Source organism: Vibrio sp. Makdt (genome assembly GCF_027587015.1).
Lineage (GTDB): Bacteria > Pseudomonadota > Gammaproteobacteria > Enterobacterales > Vibrionaceae > Vibrio > Vibrio chagasii_B.
Genome location: NZ_JAPPTH010000008.1, coordinates 133,430 through 151,269, shown reverse-complemented (window position 1 = coordinate 151,269; position 17,840 = coordinate 133,430). Strand labels below are relative to the sequence as shown.

12 protein-coding genes are annotated in these 17,840 nt (G+C 44.9%); 5 read left to right on the top strand and 7 right to left on the bottom strand.

Annotated elements, in window-relative coordinates:
• Positions 1-48 precede the first annotated feature (48 nt).
• On the bottom strand, positions 49-1,791 hold the full coding sequence (locus OH460_RS12320) for a sensor domain-containing diguanylate cyclase (RefSeq protein ID WP_008215902.1): 1,743 nt from the start codon (positions 1,789-1,791) through the stop codon (positions 49-51).
• Between the two features lie 241 nt (positions 1,792-2,032).
• Positions 2,033-4,012, bottom strand: coding sequence for a glycogen debranching protein GlgX (gene glgX / locus OH460_RS12315; RefSeq protein ID WP_269997425.1), 1,980 nt, complete (start codon positions 4,010-4,012; stop codon positions 2,033-2,035).
• A 434-nt stretch (positions 4,013-4,446) separates the two neighbouring features.
• Between glgX and lamB the strand changes: the two genes are divergently transcribed.
• Positions 4,447-5,685, top strand: a complete 1,239-nt coding sequence (lamB, locus tag OH460_RS12310; protein ID WP_008215900.1) for a maltoporin LamB — start codon at positions 4,447-4,449, stop codon at positions 5,683-5,685.
• A gap of 165 nt (positions 5,686-5,850) precedes the next feature.
• The gene (locus OH460_RS12305) at positions 5,851-6,675 is read left to right on the top strand and encodes a MalM family protein (protein ID WP_269997421.1); all 825 of its coding nucleotides are present in this window, start codon (positions 5,851-5,853) and stop codon (positions 6,673-6,675) included.
• A gap of 478 nt (positions 6,676-7,153) precedes the next feature.
• Here the strand turns inward: OH460_RS12305 and pulA are convergent, their stop codons facing one another.
• Entirely contained in the window at positions 7,154-10,846 is a 3,693-nt protein-coding gene (pulA, locus tag OH460_RS12300; RefSeq protein WP_269997419.1) for a pullulanase-type alpha-1,6-glucosidase, read from the bottom strand.
• Between the two features lie 349 nt (positions 10,847-11,195).
• Positions 11,196-12,968, bottom strand: a complete 1,773-nt coding sequence (locus OH460_RS12295) for an alpha-amylase family protein (RefSeq protein WP_269997417.1) — start codon at positions 12,966-12,968, stop codon at positions 11,196-11,198.
• Between the two features lie 157 nt (positions 12,969-13,125).
• Here OH460_RS12295 and OH460_RS12290 point away from each other — a divergent pair, with 157 nt between their 5' ends.
• Positions 13,126-13,515, top strand: a complete 390-nt coding sequence (locus OH460_RS12290; RefSeq protein ID WP_269997415.1) for a DUF1294 domain-containing protein — start codon at positions 13,126-13,128, stop codon at positions 13,513-13,515.
• 52 nt (positions 13,516-13,567) lie between these two features.
• Here the strand turns inward: OH460_RS12290 and OH460_RS12285 are convergent, their stop codons facing one another.
• Positions 13,568-14,152, bottom strand: coding sequence for a LysE family translocator (locus OH460_RS12285; protein ID WP_060980635.1), 585 nt, complete (start codon positions 14,150-14,152; stop codon positions 13,568-13,570).
• A 141-nt stretch (positions 14,153-14,293) separates the two neighbouring features.
• Here OH460_RS12285 and OH460_RS12280 point away from each other — a divergent pair, with 141 nt between their 5' ends.
• Positions 14,294-14,734 (top strand): Lrp/AsnC family transcriptional regulator, encoded by a 441-nt coding sequence (locus OH460_RS12280; protein ID WP_171762024.1) that lies wholly within the window; start codon positions 14,294-14,296, stop codon positions 14,732-14,734.
• Between the two features lie 26 nt (positions 14,735-14,760).
• A complete protein-coding gene (locus tag OH460_RS12275; protein ID WP_269997412.1) occupies positions 14,761-15,690 on the top strand; it encodes a LysR family transcriptional regulator in 930 nt (309 codons plus the stop codon).
• A 154-nt stretch (positions 15,691-15,844) separates the two neighbouring features.
• Here OH460_RS12275 and OH460_RS12270 read toward each other — a convergent pair whose 3' ends face one another.
• Both OH460_RS12270 and OH460_RS12265 read right to left on the bottom strand, forming a co-directional pair.
• The gene (locus OH460_RS12270) at positions 15,845-16,906 is read right to left on the bottom strand and encodes a c-type cytochrome (protein WP_269997410.1); all 1,062 of its coding nucleotides are present in this window, start codon (positions 16,904-16,906) and stop codon (positions 15,845-15,847) included.
• A 9-nt stretch (positions 16,907-16,915) separates the two neighbouring features.
• Positions 16,916-17,557: a c-type cytochrome gene (locus tag OH460_RS12265; RefSeq protein WP_269997408.1), complete on the bottom strand. Its 642-nt coding sequence runs from the start codon at positions 17,555-17,557 to the stop codon at positions 16,916-16,918.
• Positions 17,558-17,840 lie beyond the last annotated feature (283 nt).

The following is a 17,840-nucleotide window of genomic DNA, read 5'->3' as shown; positions in this document are numbered from 1 at the left end:
TTATCGGTATCATACCAAACGGTGCGATATGAGTGCGTTAGCTGTTGCCTATGATGCTTTAGCAACTGCCCTGATGTGGCCTTCAACTCGATTCTTTCCAAGCTGTTGAGCAATCAGCTTTGCTTGCTCCGCCAGTGCTAGAGCTGTATCTGGCTCTCCCTCTATTTGTGAAAAGCCGACACTCACGCCTAAAGAGAGGCTGATGTCTGGCGTCACAATAGTTTTCTCTGCTACGCCAATTCGGCACTGGTCTAGTTGGAGCTTGGCGTCGTTGGCGCCGTTTGCTTTAAATAATACTGCGAACTCTTTGCCTCCAACACGAGCAAGGCATAGTCCTTTAGGCTTCGGAAAGTACGAGCGTAGTGCTTCTGCTGTCAGCTTGATCATCTTGTCACCCACAGCTTCACCATAAGCACGGTTCACGTGGTCAAAATTATCGATATCGAGTAGAGCGATATAGGTTTCAGGCTGGTTGGCGTAGTTTTCCAGTGCAATATTAAAGCTACTTTTGTTGTCTAATTGCGTCATCAAGTCCTTGCTACTCAACTGGTGCTGAAGCAGTAAGTTAGACAGTGAGACTTCGGTGTAATCTCTGATCATACGCAGAATACTCTGGCTGATCGGCAAGCGCGCATTCACATACAACACAGCAATCAATTGCTGACGTGAGTACAAAGGAATGCAGTAGTGACGTTGGTCTATTTTTAGTTTGCGTGCGAGAGGATCGGCGTCCTTACCATTTCGATAAACCATGGCGTTTGCGACAAAACGTTCAGAGAGCGATTTATCACAATGCACTGTCGATTTGTTTCCATGATAATCAAGTGTACTGAATGAGTGGTTCTCTGGTTGGTAGAGACAGAATTGAATACCTTTGTGGTAGGTAAAGTTATCTAAAATTGATTTCAGTTTGCGCTTAAAACTCGCAAGGTCTTCCACTTTGTTGAGTTGAGACAAAGAGACGTTTAAACGATAAGCCAGATAGTTGGCACCAATCCACAATAGCAGGAGTGAGCCCAGTACTAAGCCCGTCAACGTAAATTGATGTGAGCTGGTTAAGATGTCATGGCGATCAGTGCCCGCAATGAACACCCAATTTAAGCTGTTGTCTGCGTCAAATACCGATATTTTGAAGTTATCTTGATAGTAGTATTCATGTTTGCCCGCCAATTCACCTTGAGATAGTTGGTGGCTGATCCCTGCATGGAAGCTGATGGACTTAGAACCGATACGCTGTGGATCCGGGTGGAATACCAGTCGCTCTGTTGCCCTGTCTACAACAAATACATAGCCATTATTCAGCGTTTTTAAATCTCTTAAACCTTGCGTGGTATGCATTAAATCAAACTCAATCCAGATTTCTTCGTTGAGCTTTTCTGCAGTGTGTTTAACGGCGAAAACCCATCGTCCATCGGCTTTTTGGTAAACGGAAGAGATGTAGAAATCTTCTACAACACCGTCTATTGAATGCCATTGTATTGTGGCGATTTGTTCATTGGAGAGAGGAAGACCACGAGTGGAGACATAATGTTGGGAGTTAGGTTGGTATCGAATGATATCGGAGAAGTTCGGTGTTCTTTTTAGAATATTATCGCTAAGTTCGCGAAATTTTTGGTCGCTAAAGTCGGTGGCGTTAGGTATGCCCAGACTGGTTTCTAAGAAATAGAGTTTACCGAATACGGCCTCTATGTTGGAACGAATAGTCGCGCTTGCGATGCGAATGTTTGATGCTGATTGGTTGGTTGCTGCGGTCTCTACTTTTTCTAATTGAGCTGCTGCGAGGTAAAGCATTCCTCCGGTTAATAAGATTATGTATGGTTTAAAAAGCCGAATAAGTGTTTTAGGTAAAGCCATGATATCCAAAGACGTGATAGATTCATTTTTATAGTACGGCCATACTAAACAGTTTTATTAATCACATCAATGCAAATGATTCCATATAAAAGAATGAGTTTTGTGATATTCAGCTAACAAAAAAGCCAGCTGAAAACATAGCTGGCTTTTATGGATTTTGCTTTTTTATTGAGTGAGCTTAACCTTCACTTAACCCTGTTTTGTTTGGTGAGTAGTGCAAAATCGCCATCGATGTTGGAGATAACAACAGTTCCCCTTCAGCGTGACCTGGTTTTACATTTCTCAGGTTGGTATCACATATCGTCACCCAGTTTTGTTCACGATCATTGGGTAAGCTGAAGCGCGCTGGGGCGTTGGTTTGGTTGATGAGGTAAATCAGTTCGTCGCCATCTTTACCTATGCCAAGGTGCAGTGCCACTGAACTTAAGCGGTTCCAATCATCATGCTCCATCAGCGTGCCATCGACACGGCTCCAGAAGATGCGGTTAGAGTTACGTTTCTCGCCACTGAACGCCTTGATAAAAGGCACCATGTATTGCTGACGTGCGGCGATCATCTCTGACAGCCATGTTTTGAAGTAGGTCTTGCGTTCTGAATCTTCCCAGTTCAGCCAACTCGTCTCACTATCTTGGCAGTAAGCGTTATTGTTACCCTTTTGAGTATGAGATAACACGTCTGCTGTCAGAATGTGTGGAATACCGAAAGCAAACAGCAGGCTCGCCATGAAGTTACGTTTCTGCTTTTCACGAGTCGCGATAACCAAGAGGTTTTCGGTTTCACCCTCAACACCGTAGTTTTCAGAACGGTTATCACCATGCCCATCGCGGTTATTCTCACCATTTTCTTCATTGTGCTTGTGCTTGTACGAGACAAGGTCTTGCATGGTGAAGCCATCATGGTAAGTGATGTAGTTGACGGTTAGTTTGTAAGGCCAGTGCGCTGCACTGTAGATATCACGAGATCCCATTAGGCGTGTAGCAAACTCTTTTAGGTAACCCTGATCACCGCGCCAGAAGCTACGTGTGATGTCTCTCAGCTTGTCATTACATTCATTCCAACCAAGTGGGAAATTACCCACCTGATAACCATTAGGACCAATATCCCACGGCTCTGCAATTAACTTAGTTTCTTTTAGTACAGGGTCTTGAGCTACGGCTTTAAAGAAAGCAGCCTCAGGGTTGTAGTTGTCACCTTCGCGCCCCAGTGTGGCTGCCAAGTCAAAACGGAAGCCGTCGACTTGGAATTCGCTTACCCAGTAACGAAGCGTGTCCATGACTAGGTTGAGTGCTGGCTGGTGGGTAAGGTCGACGGTGTTTCCACAGCCTGTGAAGTTTGCATAATGGCAGCCGTGCTTGATGTAAGTTCGGCTATCTAGTGCTTTTAAGTTAAAGGTTGTACCACCTTCGCCGCCTTCTGCTGTGTGGTTGTACACCACATCTAAGATCACCTCGATACCATTGCGGTGTAGCTCACGAATGGCTGTTTTGAGCTCTGTGACGGCGTCTTTTTCTGCATAGCGAGGGTCTGGCACCATGAACAAATAAGGGTTGTAGCCCCAATAGTTCACTTTATCCATATCAAGCAGGTGGGGTTCGTGCATGCAGGCAGCTATGGGTAAAAGTTGTAGAGAGTTGATGTTTTGTTGCTTGTAGAATGCAAGCATCTCTGGGCTCACTAACCCCAGATAACGGCCTTTGGTATTACTAGCTACTTCAGGGTGAAGTTGAGATAGGCCTTTAACATGCGTTTCAAAGAGAACCGTCTCTTCACGGCTAATTCGTGGTTTTTCGACGTCTTGCCAATCGAAGGTATCATCAACAACTACACACTTTGCCATCGCAAAGCTTTTCTCATTGCTATAAGGCGTGGTGTAGTGGAGCGGCTCGCTTATCGCTTTAGCATAAGGATCAGAAAGTAATATTGGACCATTATCTGTTTCTGCGATAAAACCGTATTTTTGCCCCGCCTTAATACCTTCGATAAATACATATCGAATATCAGCGTATTCATTGTCCAACTTATAAGTTGTGAATTCATCGTTCTCATCAAAAAGAGCGAGTGAGAGAGATTTACAGTCAGGAGAATAAATAGAGAAGTTGCAGCCAGTGTTACCTAGCGTTGCGCCTAGCGGATAAGGGCGAGCGAGCGTTCTAGTCATTGCTTGATTTCTTGTTCGTTTATCAACATCAGTGAACTATTAGTAAAAGGCTTTGTCACAGTAAGGTCAAGCATCTTCACAGATTAATTACGGTTAAAAAAATAATTGATCGATGAAGTTCAAATTATATATTTGAAGTAGATCTCACTTATGCTGAATAATTAGATCTTCGTGCTGTCTACTCCTCCTAGATTAAGTGATCTACCTCTTTAAAACACCATTCTGTATATTTTCTACTCCCCTCTAGTCCCCCTTAATTTAGTTGGGGGTGGAGGAAGTCAAACTTGTCATCCCCTCTTAATATTGACCCCGTTGAAACGAATCAGGGGAAACCCTAAACCTCTCTATCTTACGACTACCATAACTGCCTTTGGTTGCCGCAAGAGAGCAAAAATATAAAAACCTAAAATAAATCGTCCTTAATGGAGTTAAGAATGAAAAAAGTAAGTTTGATTGCTGCTGCAGTGGCGACTACGCTAGCTGCTGGCTCTGCGTTCGCTGTTGACTTTAATGGTTACATGCGTGCTGGTACTGGTATCAGCGGCAACGGTAATGGTGATGTATCAGTTAACAAAAACGGTATTGGTCGTCTAGGTAACGAAAATGACAACTACTCTGAGTTTGGCCTAGCTGAAGAACTAAAAACTGGTGAGCAAACGTGGCGCGTTGAGTCAATGATTGCTTCTGGTGCACCAGGCGCAAATGGTTGGGAAGATTCTGATTTTAACGTTGCTCAGTTCGCAGTTAAAGCGAAAGGCGTTCTATCTTTCGACCAAGAAGCGACTCTTTGGGCTGGTAAAACATACTACCAACGTAAAGATATCCATATCACTGACTTCTACTTCCTAAACACATCTGGTACTGGTGGTGGTGTTGAAAACATCTCAATCGGTGACCAAAAACTATCTGTTGCACTAATCCAAGATGGCGCGACTGATGATTCAACTGGCTACATCTTTGATGCTCGTCTAGCGAACATCGGCCTATGGCAAGATGCATCTCTAGAATTAGCACTAGCGTACAACTTCGCAACTGATTCAGATAACGCAAGCGAGTCTGCTGACGACGGCCTACTAGCTTCTGCAATTGTACATCAAGGAACAAGCAACGGTTTCCACCAAACAGTACTTCAGTACGGTACTAACGGTTACGGCGTACAAGCTGCAAACTTCTGGGGTTCTGGTTCTTACTACGCACGTGGTACTGAAGCATTCAACGAAGCATCTGGTTTCCGTCTAATCAACTGGGGTGTAATGAACCTTGGCGAATCTTGGGAAATGGGTCACCAACTAGCTTACCTAGCAGGTAGCGATATCGGTGGTCAAATTGGTGGCGACGGTGACGACTCTAATAAGGCGACAGGCAAAACTTTTGACATCGACCAGTACTCTGCTGTAGTTCGTCCAATGTACAAGTGGAACGACACAATGCGCACAGTATTTGAAGCTGGCTACAACGCTGGTGAGCGCATTGCTGACGGTGGTCTAGCGAAAGAAGACTTCGGTAACGCTAAATTCACAGTAGCTCAAGCTTGGGCTATGGGTGACAGCTTCTGGGCTCGTCCTGAAATCCGCGTTTACGGCTCTTATATCCTAGATACTGAAAACAAAGATGCATTCAACGGCGACGATACAGAATATGTATTCGGTATCCAAGCTGAAGCTTGGTGGTAAACACTTAGCGTAACCAATCCTAAACTGTCCTAATTCATAGCCGGCTCGCGTCGGCTATTTTTTTAAGGAATGTACGATTAAGTGGATCGTTCCCTAGGTGAATAGTTTTCTTTGTGGTAATTAAAGTTAGTAAATTTCTTAAAAAAATAACAAGAAGGAAGAGTTATGTATTTTAAAGCTCTAATGTTGAGTGGCTGTGTTGCGTTGGCCGGTTGTCAATCTGCACAAGTTGTAGAGCAGGTGCAAGTGGCACAAGCTGAACAAGTTAACTCTCTTGCTGGTCTTCAATTTGCCCCGATGAAGCTGCCAAGCTCGGCAATTTTCGATGTAACACCAGACAGCCAAATTTTGAACTATCAGGGTATAAATAGCCCTGTAGTCGCGATCGAGCTACCGGCGGATCGCGGTGAATACTCTATTAAGATTACAAGCATGATCGGCGACACTGCATTTGTCCCTAATGCGGTTATCTATGATAAGAACGGTCGTGAGTTAGAGCGCTATGGTAAAGATAGCTTCGAATACGCAAAACCAAGATTACATTTGGGTAATCGACTTGTTGCTGAAAACGATTTCTACCCACCGACCACATCTCAGTCGGTTTACTTAGTTATCTATACAGATCAAGCAGACCTTGATGGTTTTACTGATGTCATTCACCCAGCTCGTTTGGACGCGGAAGGCCGTGGTAACTACCTACCAGAAGTTGAAGATATTCCAGTTCCAAACTCGAACGTTGGCAAAATAGAAGTCGCTATTGATCGAGTTGGTTTCTTCTCGTTCGGTTCAAGCAGTGAATCAAATGCTAAGCCAGCAGCAGCGAAGGTTGAGGCGATTCAGCCAGAGACACAAACTTACTACCACAATGCAATCAAAGCCGCTGTCGAAGCAGACAATATTCCAAAAGCTTTGGGTCTATTAGACGAAGCGAAAGCACTAGGCATTGAAGGCGCAAAAGAAGTCTTTGTAAAAGCAGTTAATAAAAAGTAGCTGATACAATTACAAAGTCTGATTTAAGAGAAGGGACCCTAATAGGGTCCTTTTTTATTATCCGCGATAAATGAAATACTTTAATTAGTTAAATATTTGAGATTCGAAGACGCGAGCTTATAGATATTCACTAACGCTCTAGCTGATTAACGTAGGTCAATGTCATTTGGATCCGTGATTACTATTAAGTAGGCGTTGGCCTAGACAGCGTCTCTCATTTCTCTATTTCATGTACTTGATTCAAGAAAGCTTATCCTGGGTACAGGAACTGCAACCGAAAGTGAATAAAAAGAAGCCTTCTTATTCACCGAGTGCCAACAAGGTTCCTCAATCACTAAAGGTTGAATGTTACTTATGTGTGTTAGGAGAAGGCTTTCTTAGGTTGGCGTTTATTGGGTACAAAAAAGGGAGACTGACGTCTCCCAAAGGCTAGCTTTCGCTTGTTTTATTATCTGTTACTTGAACCTAAGCTTGGAGCTTAATTCTTAGTGACAGATACCACAGCTTTGTCTACATTGTCGTCAAGCTCGTGAATTGCATTCAAAGTGAAGGTGTAGCTGCCCGCTTCCGTTACGCTCAATTGGCAATTGCCACCTGTGCCAATATCGATTGACCCGCTTGCAAGCTCTACAGAATCGCAACCAAAGTTAGGTGTTTTCCAATCAGCATCCGCAAACTTGAAGCCATAGCTACCCGCGTCTAAGTTGCCTGTTACAGAATAAACCCCATTAGCAACAAAGCTCATCGCCCAATCATCAACAGGGTTCCAACCATTCATATCACCACGCACGTACACGGTAGTTTGACCGTACGGAGGAATGCTAGATACATCCTTGTCTGAGTTATCAACCGGCAAACCAGCGCCTTGTGCACCGTTTTGTGCTTGTACAAACACCGCGGTGGTTAGTGCTGGAACAGTGAATGATTCATTAGCAAAGCTTGCGCCTTTCACTATGTCATCCGCTGAGTTTTGTTGAACATCGTGAAGCGCGAAGCCTGTTGCTCCTGAGATTTTGAACGATTGAGATTCATTGGTTGAGTTTACAATCGCGACAATCGCATCGTTCGCTGGATCGAGGTCTGTACCTGCGGATACACCATCATCGATAGACATCACGATTAGGCCTTCGACTTGGTCTTCGCCAACGTTACGGAAATCGACTCGCTTCATGACTTCGTCTGCGGTGTCTAAGCGGAACAGTTCACTTGAGCTGCGGATTTTTAATAACTCTAAGAACTGTTGTTTAGTGAGTGCAATGTCGTCTGCGTCTGGTTTCGCCGTTGGGTCTGCAATGATGGTTTTAATCAGATCCCAGTTCGCACCATCTTTGTCTTCACGAGGTAAGCCGATGTTCCAGTTGCTGTCAGACCCATCGAAGAACATACGGTTGTACCAATCACCAGAGTCATAAGAATCGCGCTGCATCGACTTAGAACGAAGCAGTTCAGAACCCATGTGGATGAAAGGTATACCTTGACCCAACATCACGGTAGAGAGTGATACAGACTGCATTCGAGCACGATCTGCAGAGCTAGTACCAGTGGCGATTTTGTATGCGTTGTTGTCCCAAAGTGTTTGGTTGTCGTGTTTTGATACGTAAGAGATGTTCTCTGAAGGCATCTTGGTGTAACCCGCAGGCGCGCCATTGTAGTCGACGTTTTTACCCAGTTTGGTATCGCCTTTGTAATCAATTAGCACGTATTCAGCGAGGTTACCTGCCATACCTAAGCGAACAAGATCTTGGTTGTGTAAGCGACCGTTGATGGAGTCTTGATCTGTCTTGGTTTCTTCATTGGCAACCGCAGCGTTACCGAAACCTTGGTTGAAGCGGAGTGGGTGGTTACCTTCTGAGTCGACACCGCCATCAAACGGGCTACCGCCACGTACAGCGTCACGCAGTCGATCCGAGAATGTGCCGATCTCAGTGCCCGCCATGTTGATTTGGTTCGCTTGATCGAAGCGTGCATTATCGGCTACTTCGCCAAAATCCCAACCCTCACCGTAGAACAGGGTATTCGGGTCGATTTTGCGCACTTCTTCCAGCGCTTCGACCATCACGTCTTTTGGCTGGTGGCCCATTAAGTCAAAACGGAAACCATCCACTTTGTAGTCGTCAGCCCACACCTTGAGTGAGTCGACCATCAATTTACCCATCATTAGGTTTTCAGTCGCGGTATTGTCACAACAAGTCGAGTTTTCTACGCCACCTGTGTTGACGTTAAGACGGTGGTAGTACCCAGGGACAATCTTATCTAGTACCGACTTATCATTCACACCAGATGCGTTGGTGTGGTTGTACACCACGTCCATAATCAGCTTGAGTTCCATGTCGTGCGTGGCCTTAACCATTTGACGGAATTCTAGAATACGCTTTGATCCGTTTGGATCCGTTGCGTAGCTTCCTTCAGGAACTGTGTAATGGAATGGGTCGTAACCCCAGTTGAAGCTGTCGAGCATGCGTAAGTCGTTCATTAACGCTTGTGCATCGCCCGTTGAAGGGTCATATCCGTCGAGTACGTCTTCGATAACTCTGTTTTCATCTTCATTACCACATAAGGCAGCGGCGGGTTTTACATCACACAGTTTCCCAACGGTATCGGTAATATCGACGCGGCTTGCTTCATCTTCATCAACGGTGGCGATATCAAATGCTGGCAAGATATGCAAAGTCGTCAAACCTGCATCTTTCAGCGCTTGCAGATGTTTGACCGACTCACGATCGGTTTCTGTGAGAGCGAGGTACTTGCCGTTTAGGCTTGCTGTGCCGAGTTTGTCACTGAAGCTAAAGTCACGCAGATGTGACTCGTAAAGCACGTGGTCTTCGTCTTTCTCGACGGTAGGACGAACGTAGCCAGTCCAGCCTTCTGGCATCAAGGAAGAATCATTCAGGTCGATGACTTGAGAGTATGCTGAGTTCTTCGACAAACTCAGTGAGTAAGGGTCCGTTACAAGGCGAGTTTCGATATTGCCAGTGGTTGGATGGTAAACTTTCACTTGGTAGCGGTAGTACATGTTCACGGCGTTAGACACCGATTCTGTTGCCCAGATGCCTGTCTCAGTACTTTCCGTCATTGGGATGACTTGTGAACTTTTTAGATCTTCACTGTATAAGACTAGCTCAACATCTTGGGCTGTAGGAGCCCATAGTTTAAAGGTAGCTGCGCTGCCGTCGATAATAGCACCGAGTTCTTCACCCATTGCATTACCGGCATCCTCACTAGCAAATACCGAGTCAAGCACGCCTGGTTTCTGAATCTCGGTCGAAGAGATAACATCGCCATTGGCATTGTAGGCTACAACAATGATTTGAGATTTCAAAATGGTGCGCAGTGTTGTGTCATCAACGTCAATCGCGACTGCTGGTAAACTTGCTAGGTGGCGGAAACGTTCTTTTAATTCAGAGGATAGCTCGCCATCTTTGCTCAGTTCAATTGCAGTGCCACCGACAATCTCTTTGTCATCATTCATTGAGATGCTGTTATCCAATGCATAGAAGAGCTTTACGGAGTCTGCATTGCCAGCCGCCTCCCAACCTATGGTCGTTGCATCAAGCCAATGTGCTTTTTGACCATCAATATTTACAGGTCGTTCTGAGATAGGTTCGTAGTACAACTCACTACTGCCATGGAAACCAAATACTCCCTGAGATTCACCAAGTTTATCCAGCTCTACTTTTGAGTTTGCGCTACCAAAGGCTTTCTCATCTCCGTTGTGCAAGATAAAGTTCATGCATCGGTGTGGGTCAGAAGCGTCTGGATCGACTTTCAATACATAGTAAGCGCCGTAAGTATCGCTAATACCATCGTATTCGTATGGGCTGTTCCAATCTGTACCTGTTGCACTTAATCCCATCGCTTCTAGGTCTGTGCTAGTGCAGCCTTCACCATTCCATAAATGCAGCCCCCAACCGTCATAAGTCGAGCCTGATGTGCTTGAAGCTGCAATATCACGTTTGTAGTAAATAACCACTTCGTTTTCTGCAGCTGGATACAAACCACTATTACCAGTATCTGTGTCGCTGTTATTATCACTGCCACAACCTGCAATTAAAGTGGCGGTGAAAAGGGGTAAAATCGCTTTGGCTAAGGTCGATTTATTGAAGCTTCTTTTCTTTGTATTGTTAAAGGTATTTCGTAGAGTTAAACATTGATTAATATTTATATTGTTCACGTTTCGATATCCATATTTCACTTTTTATGAAGATGAATATCCTAGTCTTAACGGTGGTCAACTATTTGTGATGTCTATATGTAAAGTTATTTTTAATAAGTAAAAATAAGAAACCTAGTGTCAATGTCACGATTTGTACTTAGTTTGCAGAGAATTACTTGGATCAATAGCTCATATCTTTAATATCAATAAGATAGGGCGTAGTGGCTAGGCGTAGAGAATAAGGATGAGAGCTCATCCTTATAAATGTGAGGAAGATATCGAAATGGTCGACTGTTAATTTAGTTTGGTAATTAAGTTAATTATCAATTAGCCTTTATTTTCTTTCTATATAATATCGACAAGGGTTTTAAGTATTTAAAGGTAATACCCAAACCAACGATGCCAGCGGTTTTAATTCAATATTGAAACAGCCAATTCCTTCCTCTACGCGTAATTCTTGTGACTGAATAGATTCGATATGTTCATTAAGCAAGTAACTGCCATCCGCAATTTTGATTGCTTGGATTACATCACGTGGAATGCTCAAGCAAACACGCTTTGTAGTGTGTTGGCTGAAATTCGCAGCAACTATTGTCAGCTCTTGGTCGTTATAGCGCAGAAATGCGTAAACCGAATCACTCAAATTATTGCTTTGGTGTAAATCTCGGTAATGTCCGGTCATTGAAGAGTGATCGAGCGAAAAGTTCATCACCTTTTGATAAAAGTGACGCAGTTGCTTTTCGTTATCGTTTAATAGCCCACCATCGAAGGCGCCGTGGTTCATCCATTTTTGATGCTGTGGGACACCGATGTAGTCAAAGATGGATGTTCGAGAGGGTTGTCCAAAGCCTGCGTTCTCCGCGCCCGGTTCGCCGACTTCTTGTCCAAAATAGACCATGGTCGGTGAGCTGCTCAATAAGGCGCTGACGAGCATTGCAGGTTTGGCGATATTCGGGTCGCCTACAAATTCAGGAGACGCGATACGCTGTTCATCATGGTTATCCAAGAAGTGCAGCATGTGGTGCTCTATGTCCATCATTTGATGCTGAATCTCGGGAATGATGGCTGTTGAAGCTTTGCCTTGCATAACGGCTTTGAGCCCATCGTATAGGTCCACTTTGTCGTATAGATAGTCCATTTTTCCTAAGTGGATGTAGTCGCGGTATAAGTCTGGCTGATACACCTCTGCCATTAGAAAGGCATTGGGTTTTTGCATCTTTATTGACGAGTTGAGATAGCTCCAAAACTCAACAGGCACCATTTCAGCCATATCATAACGAAATCCATCGATGCCTTTATCTAACCAGAACAAGGCGATGTCTCTGAACTTAACCCAAGAGTTAGGCACATCGATAGATTTCCAGAGATCGAAGTGCTCGCGGTAATCACGTTGAGCATAGTCACTCGGTAAGTCTGGGAAGTCCTTTGAACCATCAGGGCGCACACCGTAATTGATCTTTACGGTTTCATACCAATCGTCGAAATTGGGTTTCGCTAGGCGTGAGCCGTTGCCTGTCCATTTGCCGGGCCTTTCGATAAACGGAGAACTTAGGTTTGGGTGTTGTTCACCACCAAGCGGAGTAAAGTCGGGCTCGATATTTGGCAGTTCAAAGGCGCTGTTGGGGATGTAGTAGAAGTTATTGTCTCGGTGGTATTCGAGTGTTGTGTCATCGTGAGCACCAAAGTGACTGACGCCTTCGGGATTGTTTAACCCTTTGTAATGACGTGCAACATGATTAGGGACGATATCGATGATCACCTTTAAGCCGTTGTCGTGGCTTCTTTTAATTAGCGCCTCAAATTCCTCTAATCGGTGCGCGGGATTATCCGCGAGATCAGGGTTAACAGAGTAGTAATCTTTTACGGCATAAGGGGAGCCTGCACGGCCTTTTACCACGCTCGGGTGATCGTCTGAAATACCAATATGTTTGTAGTCATTGATTAACGCGTGGTGAGGAACTCCGGTATACCAAATGTGAGTCATACCAAGCTTGCGAATTTCAGACAGCGCTTTGTCAGTAAAATCACTGAATTTGCCAACGCCATTCTGTTCAATGGTGCCCCATGGGACATGTTGGGTGTTTTTATTGCCAAATAAACGCGTAAAAACTTGGTAGATGGCGTACTTTTGGTTGTACATATTTATAATTCCTTTAACTTCCATCATGTTATGTAGTGATGAAAGGGCTTGTTTATTTTGTGCAGGCTAACTGAATTACAATACGCCTTACTCATCCTTATCAAAATCTACAGGGCGTAATTGCCACAGTATGTGAGCTGTTACCCAAAAGGAGTTGATGTTGTCTTCATCTATTCAAATCGCTACCACTTATTTGGTTCTGGTGGCGGCATCTATGTTGTTTGCGGAAAGTTCTAAAGTGCTGTTGGCGTGGTATTTAGTTATCGGTGTCGTGACGTTTTTTGTGTACGCGAAAGACAAGCGAGCTGCGATTAATGGTAATTGGCGCGTGCCAGAGAAAACCTTGCACATCTTTTCTGTTGTTGGTGGTTGGTTAGGCGCTTTGATCGCACAAGATAAGCTGCGTCATAAAACACAAAAACAGCCTTTCAGAGCGATCTATTGGCTAACCGTAGTAATCAATGTAGTGGCGTTTGTATGGACGTTAACGCCGAGCGGGCAGACGATGTTTGGTCGTTGGCTTAGTGAGGCTATTAGATACTTGTAATGAAATTGATGGCTAGTAATCACTTACTAACCATCTTAGAGAAGCTATCTGGTTACAACATCGGAATGGTCGACGCTAACAGCAAGCCAGCCATACCGTAGTTGAAGCTTTTAATGCGGACTGGTGTTGTTAACCAGTGTTGTAGTTGCTTGCCTGCTGCCGTCCAGAAGGTCACAGATGGTAAGTTGGCTAGCGTGAAAATGGCTGCGATGATTGCAAGCTCCCACCATGAGCTGCCACTGCTGTAAACAGAAATAGCTGTCAGTGCCATTGACCAACCTTTCGGGTTAACCCATTGAAAACTTGCCGCGCCAATGAAGGTCATCGGTTTATAAGCTTCAGTGCTTTTCGCTTTTCCACTCTTGGCTATTTTAATTGCGAGGTACACCAAGTACGCAAGGCTCAGGTATTTCAATACTTGGTGAGTTACCGGATAGGCGTTGAAAACTCCCATTAAACCAAAGCCAACCAACAGCAACATAGCCGCAAAACCTAAAGCAATGCCAAGCATGTGCGGAATGGTACGGGCAAAGCCAACATTGGCACCTGATGTCATGAGCATGATGTTATTTGGACCCGGTGTGAAGGTCGAGACAAACGCAAACAAGGCAAGTGCGCTAAGTTGTTCTAAAGGCATAATGGTTCTCCAGCAATAAAATGAACGAAGTGACTGACCGGTCATGACTTTCACGTGTTGAGAAACATAGTAGGTGGAAAGTGAGGCAATTATGTGCTTTTATTTCCTCTGTTATCACTAAATGCACAATAATAAGTACTTATGGATAGATTTGACGAAAGGATATTGCAAGAGCTTAAGTTGGACGGCAGAATCTCCAATATTGAGCTCTCAGAGCGGATTGGTTTGTCGGCTTCAGCGACGTTAAGGCGTGTACAAGATCTTGAGCGGAGAGGCATCATTCAAGGTTATCGTGCGGTTCTCGATAACAGTTTGATGGGCGTGGGTTTTATCGCCTACGTTTCGATCGGTTTATCAAGCCACAAAAAATCTGCTCAATTGGAGTTTGAAGAGCACGTTGCTATGGAGAAAGAGGTGGTCGAGTGTCACAACATCACCGGTGCCAATGAGTACTTGTTGAGAGTTGAGACTAAAGACTTACCGAGCTATAAGAAGTTTCATGCCGATGTGCTAGGGGAATGTGCTCAGGTTCAATCCATCACAACCATGGTGGTGATGGATACCCCTAAAGATGAACGTTAATCGAGTTTAATATCAGGAGCGGCACAGTGCCCAATACCAATCAGTTGTTATTGTTCTTAGATGTAGTTCAACAAGGGTCGTTTACCAAAGCGGCAACCTTGCACGACATGGACAATTCCTCACTCTCTAAACAGATCAAAAAGCTTGAGCAAGACTTAGGTGTTCAGCTGCTCAACCGCTCTACTCGATCGTTTTCTTTGACGTCAGCTGGGGAAGATATTCTTGCGCAAACCTATGTGCTGAAAGACACCATCAATCAGATTCAAGGTATCGCCGATTCGTACCAGTCAGAGCCTAAAGGTGTGCTTCGAATTACCTCACCGATCTATTTTGGGCAGCAATATTTGCAACCTATCATCACGCAGTTCATAAGAAAGTACCCAGATGTTCAGATCGTACTTTCATTGGACGATAAGATCGCCAACATCATTGCCGGGCAGTTTGATATCGCGTTTCGTTTCAGCAAGTTGGTGGAATCAAATCTAATTGCGAAGAAGATAGCAGACAGCAACTTCATGCTGGTCGCCTCAAATGACTTTGTTGAGCAGCATGGTAAGCCGAAAACGCCACAAGATTTGTTGTCTCTGCCTGCGGTGATTTATACCAATGGCGATATGACGGTCGATCATCTACGCATCAGTGAAGAGCCGCATGGCAATACTTTCCAGAGCCTGACGATTCGTGGCAATTACAAGGTGAGTGATGTTCGTACCATGGTCTCTTGTGTGAAAGATGGCTTAGGTTATGGCTTTCTTGATCAATCAAATCTGTACGCCTCCATGAAAGAGTTGGGCTTAGTGACACTGCTTCCTGATTACGCCATTTCAACAGCGGATACTGCTATATACGCCGTCTACCCGCACCGTAAGCAGACCAAGCTAGTGAAAGAGTTCATCACCTCAGTGCAAGATTATATTGGGTCGCCAACGATTTGGGAGAAGATGCAGCAAGATTAACGATTTCTCTGCTATATCAAATCAAAAAAGAAGCCAGAACGTTACACGAACTGGCTGCTTTTTACTTTTCTAGCGTTCACTAATTTACAATGTAAAGTTCAGCTATAGCTAGCGTGAGCGGCTCTTTCTCACAAAGAGTGCCCCTTGGTTGAAGTTAGTGATTGTGAATCACTTCTTTACCACTTGGATAGGCTTTTGTACCCAATACATGACCATCAACTTCTTTGCCATAGTAACCTTGGTGGTTGTGGTAACGCTTAGCATTGCCAGCAACATCACCCTTGTATCGAGGATCTTGTGGGCGTTCATGACTATTCACAAATGCAGCCACATCCCATGCATTTTGAATCGAAAGTTGCTGGCTCTTTCCAAGCGGCATGTTTTCATAGATAAAGTAGGCAGCTGTGTTCACGCGGTGCATACCCGCGCCCCAGTTATACGCGTTTTCGCCCCACAGTGGTGGGAAGTATGATCGGCCGTCTGATCCTTTAATGCCTTCACCATTTTGACCATGACAGGTTTGGCAGCTGGTTTGGTAAACCTTCTCACCACGCGCTATCGACGGTTCTTGTTCAGGGTTAGCAATCTTAGGGTAGCCACGGCCTGCCAACTTGCTGCGATCATCGATCGGGTATTTGCTTAACAGCTCTTCCGGAAGAGGGAAGCTTTCCGCTTTACCACCGATTTGTAAATCTGCATCACTGATCTCAGGAACTGGCGTATCTTGCATACCGTTCTTATCTAAGATGCCGCCCATCGCCAACCAGTATGAATAAGCGCTGAGTGCGACCAGTTCTTTTGAATCTAAGGCTGGTGCGATTCCGTTCATTGAATAGGTGAAACAGCCTTGAATACGCTCAGCGTAGCTGTTGACCTTGTCGTTTTTCTTACGGTAAGCCGGATAGGCCATGTACGCACCCCAAAGTGGCGCTGCATTGGGCTTCATGCCTGCTTGCATGTGGCAGTTTACACAGTTTTGTTCGTTGCCGACGAACATACCACGCATCTGTTGTGAATCGACAAACAGCGAATAGCCCAGTTTTACTTTGTCGCCAAACTCCCCATCAGGAATATCTACCAAGCCGCGTGGCACCAGATATTTATTATCTTGTGGTTTTTCAACGGCGGGCAGTTCGGTTTGGCGATCGGGCAACTCAGCTTCGGCATAAGCGATTCCAGAGGCAAGGGTTGCGGTAATTAGAAGTAATGTTTTCATGCGAGCCCTTTAGTATCGGAAAGATGCGAAGTAGTAAGACAGGTTTTTGATTTCATCGTCGGTCAACTTACCGGCGATATTGCCCATCATGTTCAAATCATCACCCTTACGAGTGCCGTTTTTCCAAGCGTTGAGCTGAGTTTGAATGTAGTCGGCGTGCTGGCTCGCTAGGCGTGGGAACTTGTCTACGCCCATACCACTTGGCCCATGACAGGTTGCACAAGCTGGAATGTTGCGGTCCCAATCGCCTTGGAATACCAGCTTACGATAAGGGTTATCAATATCAGCTTGTGAGCCGCGCTGTTCTAAATCGCTGAATTCGTATGAAGGCAGTGAAGCGAAGTATTCTGCAACCTCACGACGAATTGCAGGATCAGAGACACCATCCGCCATGCCCTTCATGATCGCGCTTTGACGCTCACCACTTGAGAATAAGACCAGTTGATGTTCTAGGTAGTCAGCATTGAGCCCTGCAAGCATAGGGGCGATGTTGGGCATGCCTTTCCCGTCGGCTTGGTGGCAACCGCTACAGGTTTCTGCGGCTTCTGGCATTGGATTAGGCGCTGCTTGTGCAAAACCGGATAAAGAAAGGCTTCCCAGAGCAGCGATGCAAAGCGTTAGGGTTTGAGTTTTTATGTTCAGCTTAATCATGAGGCGTCGCTATTGGTTGTAATGCACGCATTTTCGACATAATTGGATGTTCGCGCTATTGTGGATTTCCACATTAATTCACTTGGAACTTGAGGTAAGTCTCACATTAATAACCTCAATCACCATAATGGTATTGGTGTGAATTTCGATAGGCGAATCCAACTGCCGTTAACTAAGTGCAAGGGAACTGCCATGTTCGCCTCGGTGTAACTGCTTGTTAAGGCTCTTTTATGGCACCGATTGTATAAGCATAGCCGCTTTATGGAGGCTGGCTAAAAAAGTT

Excerpts from the sequence above, each read along its gene's own strand:
- OH460_RS12295 (WP_269997417.1), bottom strand. The coding sequence starts at position 12,968 with ATGTACAACCAAAAGTACGCCATCTACCAAGTTTTTACGCGTTTATTT.
- OH460_RS12305 (WP_269997421.1), top strand. The coding sequence starts at position 5,851 with ATGTATTTTAAAGCTCTAATGTTGAGTGGCTGTGTTGCGTTGGCCGGT.
- OH460_RS12270 (WP_269997410.1), bottom strand. The coding sequence starts at position 16,906 with ATGAAAACATTACTTCTAATTACCGCAACCCTTGCCTCTGGAATCGCT.
- lamB (WP_008215900.1), top strand. The coding sequence starts at position 4,447 with ATGAAAAAAGTAAGTTTGATTGCTGCTGCAGTGGCGACTACGCTAGCT.
- OH460_RS12320 (WP_008215902.1), bottom strand. The coding sequence starts at position 1,791 with ATGCTTTACCTCGCAGCAGCTCAATTAGAAAAAGTAGAGACCGCAGCA.
- OH460_RS12280 (WP_171762024.1), top strand. The coding sequence starts at position 14,294 with ATGGATAGATTTGACGAAAGGATATTGCAAGAGCTTAAGTTGGACGGC.
- OH460_RS12265 (WP_269997408.1), bottom strand. The coding sequence starts at position 17,557 with ATGATTAAGCTGAACATAAAAACTCAAACCCTAACGCTTTGCATCGCT.
- glgX (WP_269997425.1), bottom strand. The coding sequence starts at position 4,012 with ATGACTAGAACGCTCGCTCGCCCTTATCCGCTAGGCGCAACGCTAGGT.
- OH460_RS12285 (WP_060980635.1), bottom strand. The coding sequence starts at position 14,152 with ATGCCTTTAGAACAACTTAGCGCACTTGCCTTGTTTGCGTTTGTCTCG.
- OH460_RS12290 (WP_269997415.1), top strand. The coding sequence starts at position 13,126 with ATGTTGTCTTCATCTATTCAAATCGCTACCACTTATTTGGTTCTGGTG.